Raw genomic sequence first — 22,570 nt, forward strand, 5'->3', positions numbered from 1 at the left:
ACCACCACACCGGCCTGACCGGCCGGTGTCGAACCTGCGAAGAGGATGGCGAGATGGCCGTACCTGCTCAGCTGCCGGCCCGCAGAGCCCGGCGGGTGATCGCCCGGCGCGAGGCACGATGGGGTCTGCTCTTCGTCCTCCCCGCGTTCCTGCTGTTCCTGGCGTTCCGCTTCGGCCCGGCGATCGCCGGCCTGGTGCTCGGCTTCATGGACTACACGATCGGCGGCGACGCCGAGTGGACCGGCCTCGACAACGCCCGGCGGCTGGCCGACGACCCCGTCTTCTGGCAGGCGCTGCGGGTCACCGCCGGCTACACCGTGCTGTACGTGCCGCTGACGGTCGCCGCGTCGGTCGGGCTGGCGCTGCTGGTCCGGCGCGGCTTCCGTGGCGTCGGCCTGTTCCGGTCGGTGTTCTTCCTGCCGGTGGTCACCAGCCTGGTGCTGGTCGCCACCATCTTCTCCTGGGTGTTCTCCTCCGACGGCCCGTGGTCGCGGATCCTGGGCTGGGTCGGCCTGCCCGACGACTCCTGGCTGGCCTCCAGCACGCTGGTGCTGCCGGCGCTCGCCCTGGTCGGCGTCTGGTCGCACTTCGGCTACGGCATGCTGATCGTGCTGGCCCGCCTCCAGGACCTGCCCCGCGAGCAGGAGGAGGCGGCGCTCACCGACGGCGCCGGCCCGTGGCAGCGGTTCCGCTGGATCGTGCTGCCCCAGCTCAAGCCCGTGCTGTTCTTCCTGCTGGTGATCGAGACGACCGCCTCGTTCCAGGTTTTCGACCTGGTGTACGCGATGACCGGCGGGGGCCCCGCCCGCGCCAGCTACACCCTCGTCATGGCCCTGTACGACCAGGGCTTCAAGTACTTCGACCTCGGCTACGCCAGCGCGATCGGGGTGGCCCTGTTCGTGATGACGCTGGTCGTCGCGCTGATCCAGCGGCTGACCCTCGGGAGGGACAAGTGACCGCCACGACCACCGCCCCCGCGCCGACCCCGGCGCCCCCGCCGCGCCGCCGACGGCGCTCCTACCGGGCGCTGCAACCCGGGCCCGGCGGCGTCGTGCTGCGCTACGTGCTGCTCGCCGTGGCCAGCGTGGTCACGTTGTTCCCGTTCTACGCGATGGTGGTGCTGAGCCTCAAGCCCGCCGCCGCCGTCGAGTTCCCCGGCAGCCTGCTGCCCTGGCCGATCGAGTTCGACGCGTACGCGACGGTGCTCGACTCGCGGGACATCCTGCGCTGGCTGCTGAACACCACCATCTACTCGGTGGTCAGCGTCGTCGCGGTGCTGCTGCTGGCCGCCATGGCCGGGTACGCGTTCGCGAAGAAGCGCTTCCCCGGCCGGGAGACCATGTTCTGGTCGTTCCTGGCGATGGTCATGGTGCCGTACCACGTCACCCTCATCCCCACCTTCATCCTCATCGCCAAGGTCGGCGGGGTCGACACGTACTGGGGGTTGATCCTGCCCACCCTGGCGAACGCGCAGGCGGTGTTCCTGATGCGGCAGTTCATCCAGGGCCTGCCCGACGAGCTCTTCGAGGCGGCGAAGATCGACGGCGCGTCCGAGTGGCGGATGTTCGTGCGGATCGTGCTGCCGCTGTGCAAGCCGATCCTGGCCACCCTCGGCGTGTTCGTCTTCCTGTGGCACTGGAACGACCTGCTCTGGCCGCTGATCATCGGGCAGAGCGGGGACATGCGCACCCTCACCGTCGGCATCGCCTCCCTGCAGAAGGAGCAGGTGCCGCTCAACGTCATGCTCGCCGGCTCGGTCGTCGCGTTCGTGCCGATCTTCGCCGCCTACCTCGTGGGCCAGCGGTACTTCACCGAGGGCGTCACGATGTCCGGAATCAAGGGATGAGTACAGTGTTTACCAGTGAGTCCGAGTTGGAGGAGCGGCTCGCCCGGCCCTCGCCGGCGCTCGTCGCCGACCTGGCCGGCGGCGCCGGCGACCTGGTGGTCCTCGGCGCCGGGGGCAAGATGGGTCCGTCGCTGTGCCGGCTGGCCCGCCGGGGGCTCGACGCCGCCGGCCGCACCGGCGACCGGGTGTACGCGGTGTCGCGCTGGTCGGACCGGGCGACCGCCGCCGCGCTGGCCGCCGACGGGGTGGAGCCGGTCGCGTTCGACCTGCTCGGCGACGGCGACCTGGCCGGGCTGCCCGACGCCGCCGACGTGGTGTTCATGGTGGGCGCGAAGTTCGGCACCGCCAGCGCCCCCTACCTGGCCTGGGTGGTCAACGCGGTGCTGCCCGCAGCGGTGGCCCGGCGTTACCCGGCGGCCCGGATCGCCGCCTTCTCCACCGGCAACGTCTACCCGATGGTGCCGGTGGGCACCGGCGGCTGCGTGGAGACCGACCCGACCGGGCCGCTCGGCGACTACGCGATGAGCTGCCTCGGCCGCGAGCAGGTGTTCGCGCACGCCGCCGCCACCCGGGACACCCCGGTCGCGGTGCTGCGGCTCAACTACGCGGTCGACCTGCGCTACGGCGTGCTCGCCGACATCGGCCACGCGGTGCTCGCCGGGGAGCCGGTCGACGTCACCACCGGCCACGTCAACGTGGTCTGGCAGGGCTACGCCAACGAGGTGGCGCTGCGCGCGCTCGGGCATGCCAGCACCGACGTGTTCACCCTGAACCTGACCGGCCCGGAGACCGCCCCGGTGCGCCGGATCGCCGCCCGGATGGGCGAGCGCCTCGGCCGGCCGGTCGGCTACACCGGCGAGGAGGCGCCGACCGCGCTGCTCAACGACGCCACCCGCTGCCACGCGCTGTTCGGCTACCCGGACGTCGCGCTGGGCACCCTGATCGACTGGCAGGCCGACTGGCTGGCCGCCGGCCTGCCCACCTCGGGCAAGCCCACCAAGTTCGCCGTCCGCGACGGGAGGTTCTGACCGTGTCCCTGGACCTGCTGCGCGCGGGGACCGTCATCCCCGCGCACCCGCTCGCGCTGACCGCGGACCGCCGCCTCGACGAGCGGCGGCAGCGCGCGCTGACCCGCTACTACCTGGCCGCCGGGGCCGGCGGCCTCGCCGTCGGCGTGCACACCACCCAGTTCACGATCCGGCAGGCCAGCCTGCTGCGGCCGGTGCTCGCCCTGGCCGCCGAGACCGTCGACGCCGAGGCCGGGCGGCCCGTGGTGAAGATCGCCGGGGCGTGCGGCGACACCGCCCAGGCCGTCGCCGAGGCCGAACTCGCCGCTGGCCTCGGCTACCACGCCGTGCTGCTGTCCCCCGTCGTGCCGGGGGCCGACGAGGCGTACCTGCTCCGGCGGGCCCGGGCGGTCGGCGAGGTGCTGCCGGTCGTCGGCTTCTACCTCCAGCCGGCCATCGGCGGGCCGCGCCTGTCCCCGGCGTTCTGGCGGGCGTTCGCCGACCTCCCCTCGGTGGTCGCGGTGAAGCTGGCCCCGTTCGACCGGTACCGGACCCTGGAGGCGGTGCGCGGGATCGCCGCCGCCGACCGGGGCGCGGAGGTGGCCCTGTACACCGGCAACGACGACCACATCGTCGGCGACCTGCTCGGCGAGTTCGCCGGCCGCCGGTTCGTCGGTGGGCTGCTCGGCCAGTGGGCGGTGTGGACCCGCGCCGCCGTCGGGCTGTTCGCGCGGGCCCGGGCGGCCCGGGACGGCGACGCGGCGGCGCTGGCGGAGCTGACCGACCGGAGCGCGGCAGTCACCGACGCGAACGCGGCGGTGTTCGACGCCGCGAACGGCTTCCACGGCTGCATCGCCGGGGTGCACGAGGTGCTGCGCCGGCAGGGGCTGCTCGACGGGGTGTGGTGCCTCGACCCGGCCGAGGCGCTGTCGCCCGGCCAGGCGGAGGAGCTGACCCGGGTGAGCGCCGCCTACCCGTGGCTGACCGACGACGACTTCGTCGCGGAGCACCGCGATGGCTGGCTCCGGTGAACCGCCGACGGGAGCCGGCACGGGAGCCGGGCCGGCGGGCGGCCCACCGGTGACCCCGCCCACCGGCGCGCGCCGCCCGGTCACCGTGGTCAGCGTGTCCGCCGCGCTGCGGGCCCAGTTCTTCCCCGACCGGGTCGGCGACCGGCTGGCCGCGACCACCGACGCCACCCTCGTCGACGACCACGCGGCGCTCACCGGCGTCGACCTGGCGTCGGTGCTGGCCCGGGCCGAGGTGCTGGTCACCTCCTGGGGTGTGCCACGGCTCGACGCGGCCCTGCTCGACCGGGCCCCGGCGCTGCGGCTGGTCGCGCACACCGGCGCGTCGGTCAAGCCGTTCGTGACCGCCGAACTGTTCGCCCGTGGCGTCACGGTCACCCAGGCCGGGCAGGGCATGGCCCGGTCGGTGGCCGAGGTCGCCCTCACGTTCACCCTGGCCCTGCTGCACCAGACGCCCCGCTTCGACCACGCCCTGCACGCGGGCGCCGAGTGGCACCGGGCGGAGCAGGCGCCGCCCCGGCACGAGATCCTCGGCTGCCCGGTCGGCGTCGTCGGCGCGTCCCGCACCGGGCGGGCGTACCTGGAACTGGTCCGTGCCCTCGGCGCGGAGGTCAGCGTCTGCGACCCGACCCTGACCCCGGCGGACGCCGCCCGGCTCGGCGCCCGGCTGGTCGGCCTGGACGAGCTGCTCGCCGGCAGCCGCATCGTCGCGCTGCACGCGCCGACCCTGCCGGAGACCCGGCACCTGCTCGGCGCCCGCGAGCTGGCGCTGCTGCCCGACGGCGCCGGGCTGGTCAACACCGCCCGGTCCTGGCTGGTCGACGAGGCGGCGCTCGTCGCGGAGCTGACCCGCGGCCGGATCGACGCCGCGCTGGACGTCTTCGACGAGGAGCCGCTGCCCACCGGCCATCCCCTCCGGGCGCTGCCCAACGTGCTGCTCACCCCGCACCAAGCCGCCGGCACCGTGCAGGGCCGCCGGCGGCAGGGCGAGATCGTCGTCGACGAGATCGTCCGGTACGCCAGCGGGCGGCCCCTCGCCCACGCGGTCACGCCCGAGCTGCTCGCCCGGACGGGCTGACCGGCGCAGCCACCCCCACCGGGGCCCGTCGAGGGGCCCACCGCACCATCTGAGAGGACACCATGAAGTTCATGCGGATCGGCCCGGTCGGCGCCGAACGGCCGGTGCTGTTCGACGGCACCGACCACTTCGACCTGAGCGGGGTCACCGCCGACATCGACGCGGCGTTCCTCGCCGGGGACCCCGTGGCGCGCGTGCGGGCGGCCGGCCCCCTGCCGCGTCTCGACGTGACCGGGGAGCGGGTCGGCGCGCCGGTCGCCCGGCCCGGGGCGGTGCTCTGCATCGGGCAGAACTACGCCGCGCACGCCGCCGAGTCCGGCGTCGCCCCGCCCGAGCGGCCGATCCTGTTCCACAAGTCGCCGAACACCGTCGTCGGCCCGTACGACCGGGTGCTGATCCCGCGCGGCTCGACCCGGACCGACTGGGAGGTCGAACTGGCCGTGGTGATCGGCCGGCCGGCCCGCTACCTCGACTCCCCCGCCGAGGCGCTGGCCCACGTGGCCGGGTACGCGGTCGCCAACGACGTGTCCGAGCGGGACTACCAGTTCGCCGACCCCGGGGGCCAGTGGGCCAAGGGCAAGTCGTGCGAGACCTTCAACCCGCTCGGCCCCTGGCTGGTCACCCCGGACGAGGTGGGCGACCCGCAGGCGCTGCGGCTGCGCTCGTGGGTCAACGGCGCACCACGGCAGGACTCCCGCACCGCCGACATGATCTTCGACGTGGCGTACCTGATCTGGCACCTGTCCCAGTTCACCGTGCTCGAACCCGGCGACCTGGTCAACACCGGCACCCCGCAGGGGGTGGCGCTCTCCGGCCGGTTCCCCTACCTCGCGGTGGGCGACGTGATGGAGATGGAGATCGACGGGCTGGGCCGGCAGCGCACCGCGCTCGCGCCGGCGTGACCGCCCCGGTCGCGTACCGTCCGGCCACCGCGGCGGACGTGCCGTCGCTGCACGCCACCTGGGCGGAGGCGTTCGACGACGCGCACGTCGTGCGGCTGTGGTCCGGCGACCCCGGCCGCCTTCCGCGTACCTTCGTGGCGGTGCAGGCCGGGACGGTCGTCGCCGCCGTCTACTACCTGCCCCGCCGGATCCGGGACGCCGCCGGCGGCGTCGACCTGGTCGGCGGCGTCGCCAACGTCGCCACCCGGGTCGGGGCACGGGGACGCGGGCACGTCCGCCGCCTGCTCGACCTGGCCGTCACGGCGATGGCCGCGGACGGCTGCGCCTGGTCGCTGCTGTTCACCGGCACACCCGGCGTGTACGCGTCCAGCGGCTACCGGCCGTTCACCCTGCGCTACCCGACCGGGCGGCCGGCGGCAGCCACGGCCGCGGCCCCACCGACGGGCTGGACGGTGCGGACGGAACCCGGGGTGGACTGGGCGGAGCTGGCCCCGGTGCACGCGGCGTTCAACGCCGACCGGCCGCTCAGCACCGTGCGCGCCGCCGACGACTGGCGACTCCGGGTGCCGGTCTGGTATTCCCCGCCCACCGAACTGCTGGTGGCCCGCCAGCGGGGCCGGGTCACGGGCTACCTGGCCGCGACCTGGGCTCCCGGGCGCGTCCGGGTGGTCGAGACCGCCGCCCTGCCCGACCGGCCGGACACCCTTCCCGCCCTGTTCCGCGCCGTCGCCCGCGCCGCCGCCGCGCGCGACGTACGGCACTGCGTGGCCCGGCTCCCCGCCGACCCGGCGATCGACGCCGCGCTGCCGTGCCTGCTGGCCGACCCGGTGGTCGAGGCCGACACCACCGGGATGGTCCGGCCGATCCACGCGACACCCGACCACCTCGCCGCGATCACGGCGGCACCCGGGGCGTTCCACTGGCCGGCCGACTACCTGTGACGGCACGCCACACCGGGCCTCCGCCGCCGCCCGACGGTCTCTGCCGGGTGAGCCGGCCGGTGGACGTACGACGCGGTGCGCCGGTGGCCCGAGGATGGGGTTGACGTTCGAGCCACTATTCGGAGGTAACCGGCGATGTCCATCACCACCGCACAGCCCGGCAGGCCGACGGTCGTCCTCGTCCACGGAGCCTTCGCCGAATCGGCGAGCTGGGACGGCGTGATCGCCAAGCTGCTCGACGGCGGCTACCCGGCGGTGGCCGTGGCCAATCCGCTGCGCGGCGTCCGACACGACGCCGACTACCTGCGCGCCGTACTCACCGGGATCGACGGGCCCGTCGTCCTCGTCGGGCACTCGTACGGCGGAATGGTGATCTCCAACGTGCCGGCGGGGGCCGCGAACGTCACCGCCCTGGTCTACGTCGGGGCGTTCGCCCCCTCGGCCGGTGAGAGCGCCGCCGACCTGGCCGGGCGGTTCCCCGGCAGTTCCCTGGGCGAGACGCTGGTCCCCGTCACACTTCCCGACGGCGGCACCGACCTCTACATCCGGCAGGACCGCTATCACCACCAGTTCGCCGCCGACTCGCCGGCGCAGCGGGCCGCCGTGATGGCGGTGACCCAGCGGCCGATCACCGAGGCCGCCCTGGGCGAGCCCTCCGGCGAGCCCGCCTGGCAGGCGGTGCCGTCCTGGTTCCTGTTCGGCAGCGAGGACCTCAACATCCCGGTCGCCGCCCACCGGTTCATGGCCGAGCGGGCGGGCTCCCGGCGGACGGTGGAGTTGCCCGGCGGCTCGCACACCGTGGCCATCCCGGAGGCAGCCGCCCTCGTCGACCTCATCCGTGCGGCCGCCGACGCCACCACGTCGCCGTGATCGTCGGCAGCGGGGTCAGTGCAGGTGGCGCTGCCAGTCCTGCGGCACCCGGCCGGCGGGACCGGGGGCGGGCTGGTCGAGTGGGCGCGAGTGCGGCTCGGCCAACTCCGGCCCCTCGGCGTAGAACTGGTCCTCGGAGTAGTCCCAGAACCACGCCTCGCCCGGTTCGAAGCTCCGCACCACCGGATGCCCCGTCGCGGCCGCGTGCGCGGTCGCGTGCTGACTCGGCGAGGAGTCGCAGCAGCCGACGTGACCGCAGGCCGCGCAGCGGCGCAGGTGGAACCACCACCCGCCGGAGGACGCGCACTCGACGCAACCCGGGCCGCTCGGCGGCACCGCCGGATCGATCGCCGCGACCATGGCTGGCGGCTCGGGCTGCTCGTCCACGACACGCTCCTTCTCGACTCGCGGCCGCGCCGGCCGGACCGGCCCACCGGCGCCCCGCCACGTGATCCCGGCCCGCAGTCTGGCACCCACGACCGTCACCCGCACCCACCGGGCCCGCGCCCCGCCTCCGGGGTTAGGGGGTGAAGCTGGCGTAGTAGGACGCCCCCATGTCCTGCCCGCCGTGTCCCTGCGCCGCCGCGCGCCGGAACCGTTCCGCGCCGGCGGCCACGACGTCGAGGCGTACCCCGTGGTCCTCGCCCGCCGCGACGATCAGCCGCGCGTCCTTCTCGGCGGTCTCCACCGCGAAACTCGCCGGCGACAGCCGGCCCTGCCGCACGAGGTCGGCCTTGGCGTGCAGGTAACCCATGTCGAGCGGGCCGCCCTCGATCACCTCGAAGAAGCGGTCCGGGTCGACGCCGAGCGCCCCGGCCAACGCGAGCATCTCCGCCGCGCCGTGCGTCACCGTGAGCACCCAACTGTTCGCCACCAGCTTCAACCGGGTGCCGTCGCCCCGCGCGCCGTCCTCGCCCAGCCAGACCACCCGGGCCGCGATCGCGTCGAGCACCGGGGCGAGCCGCTCCCGACCGGCGGCCGGCCCGGCGGCGAGCACGGTCAGCTGACCGGCCTCGGCCGGCTGCCGGGTGCCGAGCACCGGCGCGTCGTAGAACGCCACCGAGTGCTCGGCGGCTGTCGCGGCGAGCCCGGCCACGTCACCCAGGCTCGCGGTGGTCGTCTGCAACCAGAGCGCGCCCGCCTTCAGCCCGGGGGCGGCTCGCCCGATCACGTCGCGCACCGTCCCCCCGTCGTACAGCATCGTGATGATTACGTCGGCGTCGCGGACCGCGTCGGCGGGCGATTCCGCCACGGTCGCGCCGGTCTCCGCCGCCTTGTCCGGGGAGCGGTTCCACACCCGCACGGCGTGCCCCGCCCCGACGAGATTGCGGGCCATGGCGGCGCCCATGATGCCCGTGCCCAGCACGCTGACGGTCAGCTCTTCGGTCATGGGCCCATCCTTGCGTACGGCCGGTCCCCGTCGGTCGCGCCGGCGCGACCCGCAGGATGGGTCCGGGCCCTCCTGGTACGGCTAGCCGGGCGAGGAGACCGGGGACAGAACGGCGAGCAGCTTCTCGATCCGGTCGGCGCCCGGCTGGTGTCCGGTCGCGGCGTGGGACTGCGCGGCGAGCCGCGCGCTGTGCCAGGCGGTGACCCGGTCGCCGGCCCGGTACGCGGCTGCGGCGCGGGCGGCGAGCGCCCGGCCTTCGAGGAGCCGGTAACCGCACTGCCGCGCGATGGAGAGCGCCGCACGGCACCAGGACGGCGCCGCGGGCTCGTCGACCTCGGCGAGGCTGACGATGATGTCGGCCTCGATGTAGCGGTCCGCGGACGCGCGGGCGTGCGTCAACGCCTCCACCAGGAGGCCGACCTTCCCATCGACGAGGCCCAGGACGTGGAGTGCGACCGCTTCGAGCCGGGGCTCGGCCGGCTCGCGCGCCATGTCGAGCGCCTGACGGGCGAGCGCCGCCGCGCGCGCGTCGTCGCCGCGGTCGTGGTGCACCCGCGCCAACGCGCACAGTGCGGTGGCCCGGCCCCGGCTGCCCGTCTGCTCGTGCAGCTCCACCGCGGTGGTCAACGTCCGCGCCGCCTCGTCGAGGCGGCCGAGAAGGTGGTAGACCGCGCCCAGGTTGTTCAGGATGAGCGCGCGGCTGCACACCGACCTGTTCTGGTCTGCCAGGGTGAGCGCCGCGTGGTGGTGGTTCGCCGCTTCGCTGAGCCGCCCGAGGTCTGCGCAGACCAGTCCGAGGTTGTTGTGGTTGACGGCGACGCCGGCCGTGCGGCGGGTGCGGCGGTTCAGCTCCAGCGCCTGTTCCATGACCCGCAGGGCTTCACGCGGCTGGCCGGTCATCCGGAAGACCGGGCCCAGGTTGCCCAGCGCCGCCGCCTGCCCGTCGTGCCATCCCGACCGGTTCGCCGAGCGCAGCGCCAGCCGGTAGTCGTCGGTCGCCTCCGGGAACCGTTCGAGACGCCAGTTCAGGGCCGCGAGGCTCAGGCGGGCCGCCGCCTCGGCCTGCTCGTGACGCGCGGCCTGGGCCGCGGTGAGGCCGAGCCGGGCGACCTCGGACCATTCCGCGGTGTGCATGCCCAGCCACAGGTATCCCCGCAGCGCGTCCGCCAGCGCCCAGGCGTACGCGTGCAGTCCCTGGCGGGTCGCGTGCCGGGTCGCGGCGACGAGGTTGTGGCGTTCCGCGTCGAGCCAGGCGAGAGCGTCGACGTGGCTGGCAAACCGCAGGGGACGCGCGGGGACGGGCAGTTGCAGGGGCACGCGGAGCACCTGCGGGCACAACCGGTCGGCCGCGGAGTGCACGCTGAACAGGTACCAGGACAGCAGGTCGGCCAACGTCCGCCGGTTGTCGTCGAGTGCCGCGAGCTCGACGACGTAACGGCCGAGCAGGTCGTGAGTGCCGAAGCGACCCGGCGTCCGCTCGTGCACCAGGTGCGCGTCGGCGAGGCTGGCGAGCATCCCGGCCGCCTCCGCGGTCGTACAGCCCATCCTCGCGGCGGCCGACTCGGCTGTCACGTCGGCGCCGGGCACGAGGCCGAACAGCCGGAAGAGCCGCTGCAGCCGCGGCGGCAGGGTCCGGTAGGAGGCGGCGAACGCCGACCGCACCGCGATCTGCTCGTCCTCGCGTACGGCCAGCATGGTCAGCGGGTCGCCGGCGCGGAGCCGGGTCAGGTAGTCGCTGATCGTCTCGTGCGGACGGGTCTGCAGGTCCGCCGCGGCGATGCGCAGCGCCAGCGGAAGGCCGGCGCAGTCCCGGGCCAGCTCCGCGAGCGCGGCCTCCTGCCCGGTGATCCGGTCCGCGCCGATGACGCGGGCCAGCAGCTCCGTGGCCTCCCCGGGCGCGAGCACGTCCAGCGACAACCGCTGCGCGTCATGCCGGGTGGCCAGCCCGCCGAGGCGGCCCCGGCTGGTCACGATCACCAGGCAGCCGGCGCCGCCGGGTAGCAGCGGCCGGACGTGCGCGGTGTCCCGGGCGTTGTCGAGGACGAACAGCATCCGCCGGTCCGCGACCACGCTCCGGTAGAGGCTCGCGGCTTCGTCGACGTCGTCGGGGACCTGCGCGGGCGGCACGCCGAGCGCGCGGAGGCAGCGCGACACCGCGTCCAGCGGCGTGAGCGGCTCCCCGGGGGAGTAGCCGCGCAGGTCGAGGAAGAGCTGCCCGCCGTCGAACAGGGGCCGCACGCGGTGCGCCCACCGGACTGCCAGCGCCGTCTTGCCGACCCCGGCGGTGCCGATGATCGCGACGACCGCCAGGGCGGCGCTCCGCCGGGCCCGGTCCAGCATCGCGTCCAGTTCGGCGAGCGCGTCGACGCGACCGGTGAAGGTCGACAGGCCGGCGGGCAGTTGCGCCGGGCGCAGGCCCGGTCCGGCGTCCCGGGCGGCGGGCGCGGGGCCGGTCGGGGCGGGCGCGGGCCCGGTCGACGGGACCTGCTGCCGCAGCAGCCGCAGGTGGGTCTCCGCGAGCCGCCCGCCCGGCTCGACGCCCAGCTCGTCGGCGAGCCGGCGGCGGGCCCGCTCGAACACCCGCAGCGCCTCGGCCTGGTGCCCCGCCCCCGCCAGGGCCGTCATCAGCCGTACGACGAGGCCCTCGTGCCACGGGTCGGCGGCCACCAGCCTGCGCAGCGGCGCCACCGCCTCGGCGTGCCGGCCGAGCGCGAACTCTGCGTCGAACAGGTCCTCGGACGCGGCGAGCCGCCTGTCGTGCAGGCTGGCGGCGGCCCCCGGCACGAAGACCGCGGACGCGCCCGCGAGCGCCGGGCCGCGCCACAACGCCAGCGCCTGGCGCAACAGGCCGGCGGCCGGCTCGTGCTCGCCGGCATCGGCGTGCCGGCGGGCAGCCGCGACGAGGCCGGAGAAGACCCGCGTGTCCAGGTCGTCACCGTCGAGGTCGAGACGGTACCCGCCGAATTCCGAGAAGATCATTTCCGGCAGGTCGGCCGCGCGGGTCAGTTGCCGCAGGCGGGAGACACACACCTGGACCTGCGCCCGCGCCCGTGCCGGCGGCGCCCCGCCCCACAGCGCCTCGGCCACCTGTTCCGCCGACACCAGCACATTCGCATTGAGCAGCAGATAGGCCAGCACGGCGCGCTGTTGGGGCCGGCCCAACGGCATCCGCTCGCCCCGCACCACGGCCTCGACCGGACCGAGTAGGCGCCATCTCATGCAATCCCCACCTCAACAGATCGATCACATTTTATTCGCCGAAGCCGGGGTGGCTATCGGACGGCTAGCCGATGGCAAGGCGGCCCGCGCAACCTCGATGGAAAGGCCGGGCGGATGACCCGGATCAATCGGTAAAGGAGTTTCAATGGGAGGAAGAATCCGCGCCGTCGTGGTCGCCGCGGCGACACTCGGCCTGGTCATCGCGGCAGCCGGCGTCGCACAGGCCGACGCGTCGTCGCAGCCGTCGATGCGGGACGCACGGGCCGCCGCGACGGCCTCGGGCGAGCTCGGCGCCGCCGCGAAGGGCGGGTTCGGCACCGCCGCGACGTGGTTCACCGGGACGGTCGCGGCGGGCGGCACGCAGGGCTGGACCTGGACCAACGCCCCGGCCGACGCCGCCTACGTGGTCGGGTACAACCCGGTCGGCGCCACCACCTCGTCCATGTGCCAGTTCGAGACGATCAGCAGCCGGTACGTCCAGCTCTGGGGCGGCCAGCGGCAGTTCCAGTTCACCCTGAAGAACGTCGGCTCGATCGCCTGCGGCGCGACGGTCCAGCTCGCGGCGGTGAGCAGCTCGGTCGCGACCTCCACCGGCGGGGTCAGCCCGGGTGGCACCCAGACGCACCTGTGGAACATCCCCTGGCACACCAACTGGGTGGTGGGACTCAACCCGAGTGGCGCCACCAGCTCGGCGGCCTGCCAGTTCCAGGTGACCCGCACCTGGTTCGTGCAGCCGGCCGCAGCGGGCGCGGTCCGCCAGCTCTACGTGGAAGTCAAGAACGTGGGGACCATCGCCTGCCAGACCGACATCCGGCTCGGCTCCACCGCCGTCTCCTACAACTTCACCATCGCCACCATCGCCTCCGGCACCACCTGGTCCACGGTCTGGTTCAACGCGAACCCCGTCACCTCGGTCTACCTGGTCGGCGCGTCACCGCAGGGCAGCGCGCCCATCACCTGCCAGTTCGAGGTCACCCGCATGATCTACCGCCAGAGCATCAACAGCGACGGATCGTCCCAGCGCCAGATCCTGATCTCGTTCAAGAACCTCGGCGGCACCACCTGCGGCGGGCTCGCCGAGCTACAGACCATCGCGGCCTGATCCACCCGCCCTCGCGGCCATCGCGCGGCGACCATCGTCGTCGCGCGATGGCCGTTGCGGGCCCGGCTATCCGTGGGACGGGGTCGCGTGGACGCCCGTGCCGTACTCGTGTCGCAGGCCGCCGTCCGCGATCAACCGCCCGGCGTGCGGCAGCACGGGGCGCGGGCCGATCCTGCTCACGGCCATCCGGCGGATCACCCGGTTCAGTCTGCCGGAGGCGCTGGTGACCGCCGCCCAGTCCCACGCGGCGGGATCGCCCAGGCGCGGCACGGTCGGCGCCCACGTCGCGGCGCGCTTGGCCGAATTGTGGTTGGTGTGGCTCCAGCGCAGCTCCCGCGTCCCGAATGGTCCGCCGTAGTAGAGCTGGACGAGCCCCCAGCCTTCGCAGCAGTATCGAAACGTCGGATCCTCCGGCGAATCTGCGGACAGGTCGATCCGACTGAGCGTCGGCTCCGGCCCGGAGCCGACGACGAACAACTCCAGGTGTCGTCCCTGCGGCGCGATCGCAATGTCGGCGGCAGCCCGGAACTCACGCAGCTCGCGGCCCGGCTCCGAGTCGGACTCGAAGACCCGGAACAGGCCCAGCTCGAAGACGGACTCGACGACCGCGGCCCAATCCTCGTCGGCAGCGTAGAAGTTCAGATTCGGCACCAGCCGATTATCCCGATCGACCGGCATCGCCGGCCGCCGCGTCCACGCGACCGTACGCGTCAGGCCAGCTGGATGACGGGTCGGGTCAGGACCTTAGCGGCGTACCCACCGTCGGAGGCGAGCCACCGGCCGAACTCCTCGTCGCGGTAGGCGGTCGCGAGGGTCAGCCAGCCGAGGAAGAATCCGCTGCCGCCGCACGTGGCGCTGCCGCCGTCGCCGCCGCACACGACGGCGCGCGTTCCACTGCTCGAACGTGACGTCGGCGTACGTCACCGCGCAAGGATAGGGCCGGGGTCGCCCGGCCGCGGGTGCCGGCGCGGCCCGAGGTTCAGTCCCCGTTTAGCGCGGCCACCTTCGATGAGGTACACCATCCCGAGGGGAGAGCCCTGTGCGCGTCCTGTTCATCCCTTTTCCCAGCCCGCCGCACCTGTTCTTCATGACGCCGCTGGCGTGGGCCTGCCGCGCGGCGGGGCACGAGGTGCGCGTCGCCGGCCACCCACACCTGACCGAGACGACGCTGCGGACCGGCCTGAGCCCGGTCGAGGTCGGCGGGGACGGCGCGGGCCGGCGGAGGCACGGCCCCGCCGTCACCCAGGCCGGTCTCGCCCGGACGTCCGGCGACGAGCGGCACCGGCTGCTGGACCGACGGTTCGCGCCCATGGTGGACCTGGCCGGCGAGATGGCCCCGGGCCTGGTGCGGTTCGCCGATCGCTGGCAGCCCCAGATCGTCGTCGCCGACTCGCTGGCCTTCGCGGCTCCTCTCGTCTCGGCGGCCCTGGGTATCCCCCTGCTGCGCCACCTCACGGGCCCGGACGTCATGCACCGCACCATCTACCCGATGCACGGGCCGATCACCGGCGACGAGTACAGCCCGAACTGGCCCGAGGGACTGCGTGAACTGTTCGAGGAGTTCGGGGTGGCCATCCACAACGACCACTCGCTCGGCAGCATCGACCCGTGGCCGGGCAGCATCCAGGTGCCGGACGCGCACGCCCGCATCCCGGTGCGGCACATCCCGTACCACGGGGCGGCCCCCTCGCCGGAGTGGGCCTGGGGCCGGGCCGGACGCCCCCGGGTCTGCCTGAGCTGGGGCGAGCCGGGTGACGCGGCCCGCGCGGCGCAGTCCCCCGCGTTGCCCCGGATCCTCGACGCGCTGACCCGCCGGGACGTGGAGGTCGTCGTCACGGGCAGCGGGATCGACCGGGACAGGCTCGGCGCGCTTCCCGAGACGGTCCGCGTCGCCGGGGACGTGCCGGCCGACGTGGTGCTGCCCACCTGTGACGCCGTGGTCAGCGAGGGCGGTACGCACACCATCCTCACCGCCGCCGCCCTCGGTGTTCCCCAGGTGCTCGTACCGCTGGTCGAGCGCCCACCGAACGCGGCCACCTTCTGCGAGAGCGGCGCGGGGATCACCCTGGACGCGGGCGACGCCGACCCGGAGGCCGTCGGCCGGGCGGTCGACGCCGTGCTCGGCGACGAGCGGATCCGTGCCGCGGCACGGCGGATCCAGGACGAGATCGCCGAAGCGCCATCGCCCGTGGAACTGGTGCACACGCTGGAGAAGCTGGCCTGACCACCTCGGCTGAAGGGGGCCACCGGCGGGTCCGGCGAATGCGGTTCTCAGCGCACGCACCGGACCCGTCCGCTCTCTTTGCTCAGGCCCTCCGGACGGACACCGTCATCTCCTTGACCCCGTAGAACTCCGACGGATGGAAAACGGGATCCGCACTGATCCGCAGATCGGTGAATTCGGTCATCAGCCGGTTCAGCGCGATCTCGGTCTCCAGTCTGGCCAGCGGGGCGCCGAGGCAGAAATGGATGCCGTGCCCGAACCCGAAATGCCGGTTGGGATCGCGCTGGATGTCGAACTGCTCGGGCTTCTCGAATTGCCGCTCGTCATGGTTGGCCGAGAGGATCGACGGCATGACGAACGCGTCGGCCGGGATGACCTCGCCGGCGATCTCCACGTCGGTGGTGGCGATCCGGCAGGCCCGGGGAAACGGCGGCCGACGGCGTACGACCTCTTCCAGCGCGGCGGGGACCAGCGAGCGGTCCGCCCTGATCCGGGCCTCGGCGTCCGGGTTGTCGTCCAGGCACAGCAGGGTGTTGCCCAGCAGCAGCGTGGTGGTGATGTGCCCGGTGTTCAGCAGCAGCGCGGCGAACGTGGCCACCTGCAGATCGGTCAGTCGCTCGCCGTTGAGCTCGGCGGCGGCCAGGGCGCCGAGGACGTCGTCGGTGGATCCCTTCGCGCGCCGCTGCCGGACCTCGGCGAGCAGGTACTCGTCGAGCTCCTTGGTGGCTTCCGCGATGGCCTCGACCACCTTCTGCTCCGACTCCCCCTTCTCCGCGCCGATGCCGAGCAGGCGATCGGCACACCGGCGGAAGAACGCCCGGTCGCCCGGGGAGATGCCGAGCAGCTCGGCGATGACGATGACCGGCAGCGGGTAGGCGAGCTGCTCCACGAAGTCGAACTCGTCGCCGGGCGCCTCGGCGAGCAGCTGGCCCACCACCTCGCCGATGCGCGGCCGCATCCCGGCGACCGTCTTGGGCGTGAAGGCCTGACTAACCAGTTGCCGCAGCCGGCGGTGGTCGGGCGGATCCTGCCAGGGCAGATTGGCGCTGAGCTTCTCCGCGCCGAAGACCGGCATGAGCCGGCCGATGTTGGAGGAGAAACGGGCCGGGTCGGAGAACACCGCTTGGACGTCGGCGTACCGGAAGACGAAGTAACGGTTGTGCTCGTCGCGCCAGACCGGCCGGTCGTCACGCATTCCCTTCATCCACTCGAGGATTTCGGCGCCGCCGTCGGTGAACGGCGGCATCCGGACAGGCTCATCGGCACTCATCGCGCCTCCCACGTCGGACCGCGCACGGTCTCGCCGAACCTTACGAAGGAACAACAGCAACGGCAAAGCTAGCAAACAATCCAGCCCTTTGTCCCGACCGTTCAGCCCGACGCAAAAATTAGCAGCATTTTAGCTGCCATCTATAGGATTACCATCGCCGCAAGCAGAGGTGATTCGATGCAATTATCGTGCGCCCGCCGGAGATCCGCAGCGTCCCGAAACAGGAGTTGATCATGACCGAGGCCACGACGGCAGCGCACGTCGGCGACCTTCCCGACGTGCCCGACTTCCCGATGCCCCGCGGCTACGCCCTCGATCCCGCGCCGGCCTACGCGCGGCTGCGCCGGGAGCGCCCGGTCACCCAGGTCGCCCTGCCCAGCGGGCAGAAGGCGTGGCTGGTCACCAGCTACGCGCACGTACGCGCCCTGGTCACCGATCCGCGGATCAGCTCCGACCACACCCACCCGAACCTGCCGATGCTGGCGCCGCTGCGCCCGGAGGACATCGACACCCCGCACGAGCCCGTCAACACGCTGGTCGGGCTCGATCCGCCGGAGCACTCCGCGCCGCGCCGTTCCGTCATAGCCGAGTTCACGGTCCGCCGCATCCAGGAGATGCGCCCCCGCATCCAGGAGATCGTGGACGGTTGCGTGGACGAGCTGATCGCGGCCGGCCCCGGCAGCGACCTGGTCAGCACGGTGGCGGTGAGCGTGCCGTCCCAGGTGCTGTCGGAGCTGCTCGGGGTGAACCCGCCCGACCGCGAGTTCTTCCACGTGCGCGCCTCCAAGATGCTCGGCAGGACGACCAGTCCGCAGGAGCGCCGGACGGCCATGATGGAACTGGCCATCTTCATCAACGGCCTGCTCATCGAGAAGGACCGCGAGCCGACGGACGACCTGCTGGGCCGCCTCATCGTCAACAACCGCGAGACGAAGGTCTTCACCCACCAGGGCCTGCTGCACATGGCCTACCTCCTGCTGGTCGCCGGCAACGAGACGACCGCGAACATGATCTCGCTCGGCACCACGGGCCTGCTGGAGAACCCGCACGTCCTGGCCGAGCTGAAGGCCGATCCGAGCCTCATCGGGCGCACCGTCGAGGAGCTGCTCAGGTACTTCACCATCTCGGACGTCCTGGTCCGCGTGGCCAAGGAGGACATCGAGATCGAGGGGGCGACGATCCGGGCGAACGACGGCGTGCTGCTCTGCCTCGGCTCGGCCAACCGCGACGAGACGATCTTCGAAGATCCCGACAAGCTGGACATCCACCGGGGCACGCGGCATCACATGGCCTTCGGTTACGGCATTCACCAGTGCCTCGGGCAGAACCTGGCCCGCGCCGAGCTGGAGATCGTCTTCACCACGCTGTTCGCCCGGCTGCCCAACCTGCGGCTGGCGAAGCCCCTGGCGGAGCTGCCGTTCAAGTTCGACTCCAACACGTACGGCCTCCACGAGCTGCCCGTCCAGTGGTGAGTCGTCGGCTGGACCGTGAGGCGGAGGCGAGGGACATGCGCATCGTTGTCGAGCGGGACGCCTGCATCGGGGCCGGTCAGTGCGTACTGACCGAGCCGCGCGTCTTCCGGCAGAGCGAGGAGGACGGCATGGTGCAGCTGAACACGGATCGGCCGGCTCCGGACACGGCGGAGGCGGTGGAGACCGCGGTCGCCCTCTGCCCGGCCCGGGCGCTCTCCCTTGAGCCCTGACGCGTGGGGCGGGAGGCACCGGCCGTCCGGGGCGTGTGCGGGTCGGTGCGGTGACGGGAGGACCGATGGGTACGGAGAAGGCGTGGCCCCGGGCCGGCACCGGGTTGCGCGGGATGGTCGGCGACCGGGCCGTGGAACTGGGCGATCCGCACGGCTGGCGGGCGCTGGACTGCGACGTGACCGACGCCGCAGCGGTGCGCAGGGCGGTCGCGCAGACGCCGGCCGAGGTCGTCGTCCACTTCGCCGCGTTCACCGATCTCGCCGCCGCCCACGCGCAGACCGGTGAGCGCGGCGGATCCTGCTACCGGGTGAACGTCGACGGGACGCGCAATCTCGCGCACGCCTGCCGGGAGAACGACAAGTACCTCATCCACGTGTCCACCGACTATGTCTTCAGTGGGGCCGAAGAGGAGCCCTATCGGGAGTCGGACGCGCCGGCCCCACAGGACTGGTACAGCCGGACGAAGTACTGGGCCGAGGGCGAGGTGCGCGGGTCGGGATGCCGGTTCTCCATCCTCCGGCCCTCGTTCCCCTTCCGGGCACGGTACGCCCGCAGGGGGGACATCGTCCGGAAGATGATCAGCGGGCTCACCGCCGGGCGGACGCCGCCGATGTTCTGCGACACGCTGGTGAGTCCGGTCTTCGTCGACGAGTTCGTCGCGGCGATCGACCGGGTCGCCGAGCTGCGGCCCCCGGAGGGGCTCTTCCACTGCGCGGGCGGCACCAGCCTGTCGCCCTACGACCTCGCGGTGCTGGTGGCCCGCGTCTTCGACCTGGACAGCTCGCAGGTCTCCCCCGGCCACTACGCCGACTACGCGCGCACGTCCGGCCGGCCCTATCCCCGCTACCTCAACATCTCGAACGAGCGCGCCGCACAGGTGCTCGGCATCCGGTTCTCCCCGATCGAGGCGGCCCTCGAGACGATGCGGGACCAGCTGAGCAGCGCCGGCGCGGGGACGACGGCGGCACCGCCGCCGGGCTGATCGTCAGACCGCCCGCGCCGTGGCGGGCCGGTGCGACCTACGGTCCGCGCGGCCCACGCCGACGCGCCGGCCACGCTGCCGGCGCGACGCCGGAAGCTGGCCGGCGGGCGGCGCGATACCGGAGGGCGGCGACGACGATGCCGCCGCCGCTTGCTGCCCGCTCTCACCGATGCTTGGCCACGAACTCGTGGATCGAGTCGACCACATACTGGATCATCTCGCCCGTGATGCCGGGATACACCCCGATCCAGAACGTGTGCTGGGTGATGATGTCGCTGACCGACAGGTCGCCGGCGATCCGGTACTCGACGTCCGCGTACGCGGGATGACGGGTCAGGTTGCCGCCGAAGAACCGGCGGGTGGCGATGCGCCGGCCCTCCAGGAAGGCGACGAGCTCCTGACGGGTGTACGGCGCGTCCGGCTGCACCGTCAGCACGAAACCGAACCAGCTCGGGTCCGAGCCCGGCGTGGGCTCCGGCAGCAGCAGACCGTCCAGTCCGTCGAGCCCGTCGCGCAGCAGCCGCCAGTTGCGGCGCCGCGCCTCGCCGAACTCGTCGATGCGCTGCAGCTGGGACAGGCCGATCGAGGCGTGCAGGTCCGTGCTCTTCAGGTTGTATCCGACGTGCGAGAAGATGTACTTGTGGTCGTAGCCACGCGGCAGCGAGCCCAGTTGCTGGTCGAAGCGCTTGAGGCACCTGTCGTCCTCGCCGGGTTCACACCAGCAGTCGCGTCCCCAGTCGCGGATCGACTCCACCAGGCGGGCCAGCCCCAGGTCGTTGGTCAGGACGCAGCCGCCCTCGCCGAACGTGATGTGGTGCGCCGGGTAGAAGCTCACCGTGGCGAAGTGCCCGAAGGTGCCGGTCAGCCGGCCCTGGTACAGCGATCCGACCGCGTCGCAGTTGTCCTCGATCAGATACAGGTCGTGCTCCCGGGCCAGCGCGGCGATCTCGGCCACGGCGAAGGGGTTGCCGAGGGCGTGCGCGGTCATGATCGCCCGGGTTCGCGGCCCGATCGCCTCGGCGATGCGTTCCGGAGTCGGGTTGTAGGTCCCCAGCTCGACGTCGACGAACACCGGCTTCAAGCCGTTCTGCAACACGGGATTGACGGTCGTGGGGAACCCGGCGGCGGCGGTGATCACCTCGTCGCCGGGGCGCAGCCGCGCGTCCCCGAGCTGCGGTGACGTCAGCGCGCTCAGCGCCAGCAGATTCGCCGACGACCCCGAGTTCGTCAGGTGCGCCTTGCGGAGTCCGAAGTAGCGCGAGAACTCCCGCTCGAAGCGGCGCGCGCTCGGGCCCGCCGCGATCCGCATCTCCAGCGCCGCCTCGACCAGGGCGACCCGATCGCTCTCCTCCAGCACAGCCCCGGAGGTGAGGACCGGGGTGGTCCCCGGCACGAACCCGTCGACGCGCTGGTCCCGGTGGTATTTCCGGACCAGCTCAAGAATGGCGTCCTTGTCCTCGCCCATGACTGGGTACCTCCATAGCCGTCCTCCGACGCTGTCGCCGGGAAGTCGAGGGTGTTGATCAGGTCTACCGGGCATCGGAACCGGGTCCTCGTCCGCCGCCGCCGACCACCTGGTCTGCCAGTACGAAGCTTGAGCGCCCGCACTAACGGCGGACTAGTCGAGCGCTAAAAGCACCGCACCCGTCCCGTCCCGGGCGCGGGCCTCACCCGAGCTGCTCCAGGACCTGCACCACGTCCGCCGGGGACGGGGTGGCGGCGATCTCCTCCCGCAGCCGCTCGGCGGCATCCCGGATCTTGCCGTCCGTGAGCGCCGCGTCGACCGCCGACGCGATGGTGGCGGTGTCGGCCGTCGCGGCATCCAGCATGGTGCCGGCCCCCGAGGCACTGAAGTTGAACGCCACGGCGGGCGTGTCCGAGGCCTGCGGCAGCATCACCTGCGGCACGCCGTAGCACGCCGCGGTGAGCACCGAGCCGGCGCCGCCCGCGTTGACGACGGCGCCACACGATTCCAGGTACAGGTTGATCGGCACGTTGTCGGCCACGCGTACGTTGTCCGGCAGCGGGCCGAGGCGCTCCCGGTCCGCTCGCACCACCGCGAGGACGACCTCCACGTCGCCAGCCGCCAGCGCGCCGACGACGCGGGCCAGGACGGTGTCGTCCGCGCCGAGCATCGTGGTCGTCGTGCCCCAGGTGACACACACCCGCGGGCGGGAGGGCGGCTCCAGGAGCCAGTCGGGGGCGGCGGCCGCGCCGTTGTGGGGGACGAAACGGGTGGGGATCCGGCCGACGACGTCGGGCAACTGCAGGCTGCCCGGCCACGGGTCGACCGTCCGCACCGGATGGTCGTCGCGGACCTCGACGCCGTACCGGTCGTACAGCTCGACCAGCCCGGGCGGCCACTGCTCCCGTTCGGCTCCGGTGGTCGGCTGCCCCTGCACGGGACACAGGCGACGTAGCAGGTCGGGCCCCGTGAGGTGACGCACCAGCGGAACGCCCAGGGTCTGCGACAGCAGCGGGGCGGCCAGCATCAGTGGATCGGTGACCACGAGGTCCGGCTCCCAACGCCCCGCGAAGCGCAGGAGGTCCGGCGCCATCACGGTGACCGTCTCGACGAGTGGACGCAGCGACTCCTGCTGGATCCGACGACGCTCGTCGACCGGCACGGCGGAGTCGAGGCTCTCCTTGTAACGCTGGGCCTGCTGTCTGTTGCTCAGCTGCTTCAGCATGTCGTAGCCGTGGCCGACCTCGACGGCGGGCAGCCCCAGGCCGACCGTCGCCTCGGTGAGCTCGGGCTGCGCGGCCACCCGTACCTCGTGACCGGCCGTGCGGCAGGCCCAGATCAGGGGGGCGAGTTGGTACAGGTGGGAGCGAACCGCCATCGAGGTGAACAGAATACGCACGGATTAACCTCGCATGGTTGTCGAGAGGACGCGGATCGACCGCTGCCGTGGGCCAACCCAGTACAGGGAGGTTCCCTAAAACCCCGCTGAAAGGACGGGCCGTGCGCCTCGGCCAACCGTCGTCACGTGCGGTCCGGCGACGAC

General features: G+C 73.0%; 21 protein-coding genes. 13 read left to right on the top strand and 8 right to left on the bottom strand.

Features of this window, described 5'->3' with window-relative positions; genetic code table 11:
- The first annotated feature begins 53 nt into the window (after window positions 1-53).
- From LPA42_RS18635 to LPA42_RS18670, 8 genes are all read left to right on the top strand, one after another.
- Window positions 54-956, top strand: a complete 903-nt coding sequence (locus LPA42_RS18635; RefSeq protein ID WP_077937265.1) for a carbohydrate ABC transporter permease — start codon at window positions 54-56, stop codon at window positions 954-956.
- Window positions 953-1,846, top strand: a complete 894-nt coding sequence (locus LPA42_RS34520; RefSeq protein ID WP_077937264.1) for a carbohydrate ABC transporter permease — start codon at window positions 953-955, stop codon at window positions 1,844-1,846. Before LPA42_RS18635 ends, LPA42_RS34520 begins: the two co-directional genes overlap by 4 nt.
- Window positions 1,843-2,874 (top strand): NAD(P)-dependent oxidoreductase, encoded by a 1,032-nt coding sequence (locus tag LPA42_RS18645; RefSeq protein WP_077937263.1) that lies wholly within the window; start codon window positions 1,843-1,845, stop codon window positions 2,872-2,874. The genes LPA42_RS34520 and LPA42_RS18645 overlap by 4 nt, the downstream gene beginning before the upstream one ends.
- Before the next feature lie 2 nt (window positions 2,875-2,876).
- Window positions 2,877-3,884, top strand: coding sequence for a dihydrodipicolinate synthase family protein (locus LPA42_RS18650; protein ID WP_198956517.1), 1,008 nt, complete (start codon window positions 2,877-2,879; stop codon window positions 3,882-3,884).
- Complete coding sequence (locus LPA42_RS18655; RefSeq protein ID WP_077937262.1) at window positions 3,868-4,959, top strand: hydroxyacid dehydrogenase; 1,092 nt, start codon at window positions 3,868-3,870, stop codon at window positions 4,957-4,959. The genes LPA42_RS18650 and LPA42_RS18655 overlap by 17 nt, the downstream gene beginning before the upstream one ends.
- A 62-nt stretch (window positions 4,960-5,021) precedes the next feature.
- On the top strand, window positions 5,022-5,861 hold the full coding sequence (locus LPA42_RS18660; protein WP_077937261.1) for a fumarylacetoacetate hydrolase family protein: 840 nt from the start codon (window positions 5,022-5,024) through the stop codon (window positions 5,859-5,861).
- Window positions 5,858-6,802: a GNAT family N-acetyltransferase gene (locus LPA42_RS18665; RefSeq protein ID WP_077937260.1), complete on the top strand. Its 945-nt coding sequence runs from the start codon at window positions 5,858-5,860 to the stop codon at window positions 6,800-6,802. Before LPA42_RS18660 ends, LPA42_RS18665 begins: the two co-directional genes overlap by 4 nt.
- 135 nt (window positions 6,803-6,937) lie before the next feature.
- Window positions 6,938-7,672: an alpha/beta fold hydrolase gene (locus tag LPA42_RS18670; protein WP_096761623.1), complete on the top strand. Its 735-nt coding sequence runs from the start codon at window positions 6,938-6,940 to the stop codon at window positions 7,670-7,672.
- A gap of 15 nt (window positions 7,673-7,687) precedes the next feature.
- On the opposite strand, the gene LPA42_RS18675 is transcribed toward LPA42_RS18670, so the two are convergent.
- The 3 genes from LPA42_RS18675 to LPA42_RS18685 all read right to left on the bottom strand — a co-directional run bounded on the left by LPA42_RS18675 (window position 7,688) and on the right by LPA42_RS18685 (window position 12,281).
- A complete protein-coding gene (locus LPA42_RS18675; RefSeq protein ID WP_228986720.1) occupies window positions 7,688-8,059 on the bottom strand; it encodes a UBP-type zinc finger domain-containing protein in 372 nt (123 codons plus the stop codon).
- 133 nt (window positions 8,060-8,192) lie between these two features.
- A complete protein-coding gene (locus tag LPA42_RS18680; protein ID WP_077937259.1) occupies window positions 8,193-9,062 on the bottom strand; it encodes an NAD(P)-dependent oxidoreductase in 870 nt (289 codons plus the stop codon).
- An 81-nt stretch (window positions 9,063-9,143) separates the two neighbouring features.
- Window positions 9,144-12,281, bottom strand: coding sequence for a BTAD domain-containing putative transcriptional regulator (locus LPA42_RS18685; RefSeq protein WP_077937258.1), 3,138 nt, complete (start codon window positions 12,279-12,281; stop codon window positions 9,144-9,146).
- Between the two features lie 145 nt (window positions 12,282-12,426).
- Here LPA42_RS18685 and LPA42_RS18690 point away from each other — a divergent pair, with 145 nt between their 5' ends.
- Window positions 12,427-13,383, top strand: coding sequence for a hypothetical protein (locus LPA42_RS18690; protein ID WP_144082612.1), 957 nt, complete (start codon window positions 12,427-12,429; stop codon window positions 13,381-13,383).
- A 66-nt stretch (window positions 13,384-13,449) separates the two neighbouring features.
- On the opposite strand, the gene LPA42_RS18695 is transcribed toward LPA42_RS18690, so the two are convergent.
- Both LPA42_RS18695 and LPA42_RS18700 read right to left on the bottom strand, forming a co-directional pair.
- Window positions 13,450-14,034, bottom strand: a complete 585-nt coding sequence (locus LPA42_RS18695) for a hypothetical protein (protein ID WP_077937256.1) — start codon at window positions 14,032-14,034, stop codon at window positions 13,450-13,452.
- 59 nt (window positions 14,035-14,093) lie between these two features.
- The gene (locus LPA42_RS18700) at window positions 14,094-14,261 is read right to left on the bottom strand and encodes a hypothetical protein (protein WP_158229403.1); all 168 of its coding nucleotides are present in this window, start codon (window positions 14,259-14,261) and stop codon (window positions 14,094-14,096) included.
- Between the two features lie 161 nt (window positions 14,262-14,422).
- Between LPA42_RS18700 and LPA42_RS18705 the strand changes: the two genes are divergently transcribed.
- A complete protein-coding gene (locus tag LPA42_RS18705; RefSeq protein WP_077937255.1) occupies window positions 14,423-15,607 on the top strand; it encodes a nucleotide disphospho-sugar-binding domain-containing protein in 1,185 nt (394 codons plus the stop codon).
- 82 nt (window positions 15,608-15,689) lie between these two features.
- Here LPA42_RS18705 and LPA42_RS18710 read toward each other — a convergent pair whose 3' ends face one another.
- The gene (locus tag LPA42_RS18710) at window positions 15,690-16,889 is read right to left on the bottom strand and encodes a cytochrome P450 (RefSeq protein WP_144082611.1); all 1,200 of its coding nucleotides are present in this window, start codon (window positions 16,887-16,889) and stop codon (window positions 15,690-15,692) included.
- A gap of 221 nt (window positions 16,890-17,110) precedes the next feature.
- On the opposite strand from LPA42_RS18710, the gene LPA42_RS18715 reads away from it, so the two are divergent.
- The 3 genes from LPA42_RS18715 to LPA42_RS18725 all read left to right on the top strand — a co-directional run bounded on the left by LPA42_RS18715 (window position 17,111) and on the right by LPA42_RS18725 (window position 19,562).
- The gene (locus LPA42_RS18715; protein WP_077937253.1) at window positions 17,111-18,349 is read left to right on the top strand and encodes a cytochrome P450; all 1,239 of its coding nucleotides are present in this window, start codon (window positions 17,111-17,113) and stop codon (window positions 18,347-18,349) included.
- 35 nt (window positions 18,350-18,384) lie between these two features.
- A complete protein-coding gene (locus LPA42_RS18720) occupies window positions 18,385-18,579 on the top strand; it encodes a ferredoxin (protein ID WP_077937267.1) in 195 nt (64 codons plus the stop codon).
- A 65-nt stretch (window positions 18,580-18,644) separates the two neighbouring features.
- Entirely contained in the window at window positions 18,645-19,562 is a 918-nt protein-coding gene (locus tag LPA42_RS18725; RefSeq protein ID WP_077937252.1) for a sugar nucleotide-binding protein, read from the top strand.
- 163 nt (window positions 19,563-19,725) lie between these two features.
- Here LPA42_RS18725 and rfbH read toward each other — a convergent pair whose 3' ends face one another.
- Together rfbH and LPA42_RS18735 are read right to left on the bottom strand one after the other, a co-directional pair.
- Window positions 19,726-21,027: a lipopolysaccharide biosynthesis protein RfbH gene (gene rfbH, locus LPA42_RS18730; protein ID WP_077937251.1), complete on the bottom strand. Its 1,302-nt coding sequence runs from the start codon at window positions 21,025-21,027 to the stop codon at window positions 19,726-19,728.
- A gap of 202 nt (window positions 21,028-21,229) precedes the next feature.
- A complete protein-coding gene (locus LPA42_RS18735) occupies window positions 21,230-22,426 on the bottom strand; it encodes a nucleotide disphospho-sugar-binding domain-containing protein (RefSeq protein WP_144082610.1) in 1,197 nt (398 codons plus the stop codon).
- Between the last annotated feature and the right edge of the window lie 144 nt (window positions 22,427-22,570).

It is taken from the genome of Micromonospora sp. DH13, from assembly GCF_020873825.1.
Taxonomy (GTDB): Bacteria; Actinomycetota; Actinomycetes; order Mycobacteriales; family Micromonosporaceae; genus Micromonospora; species Micromonospora haikouensis.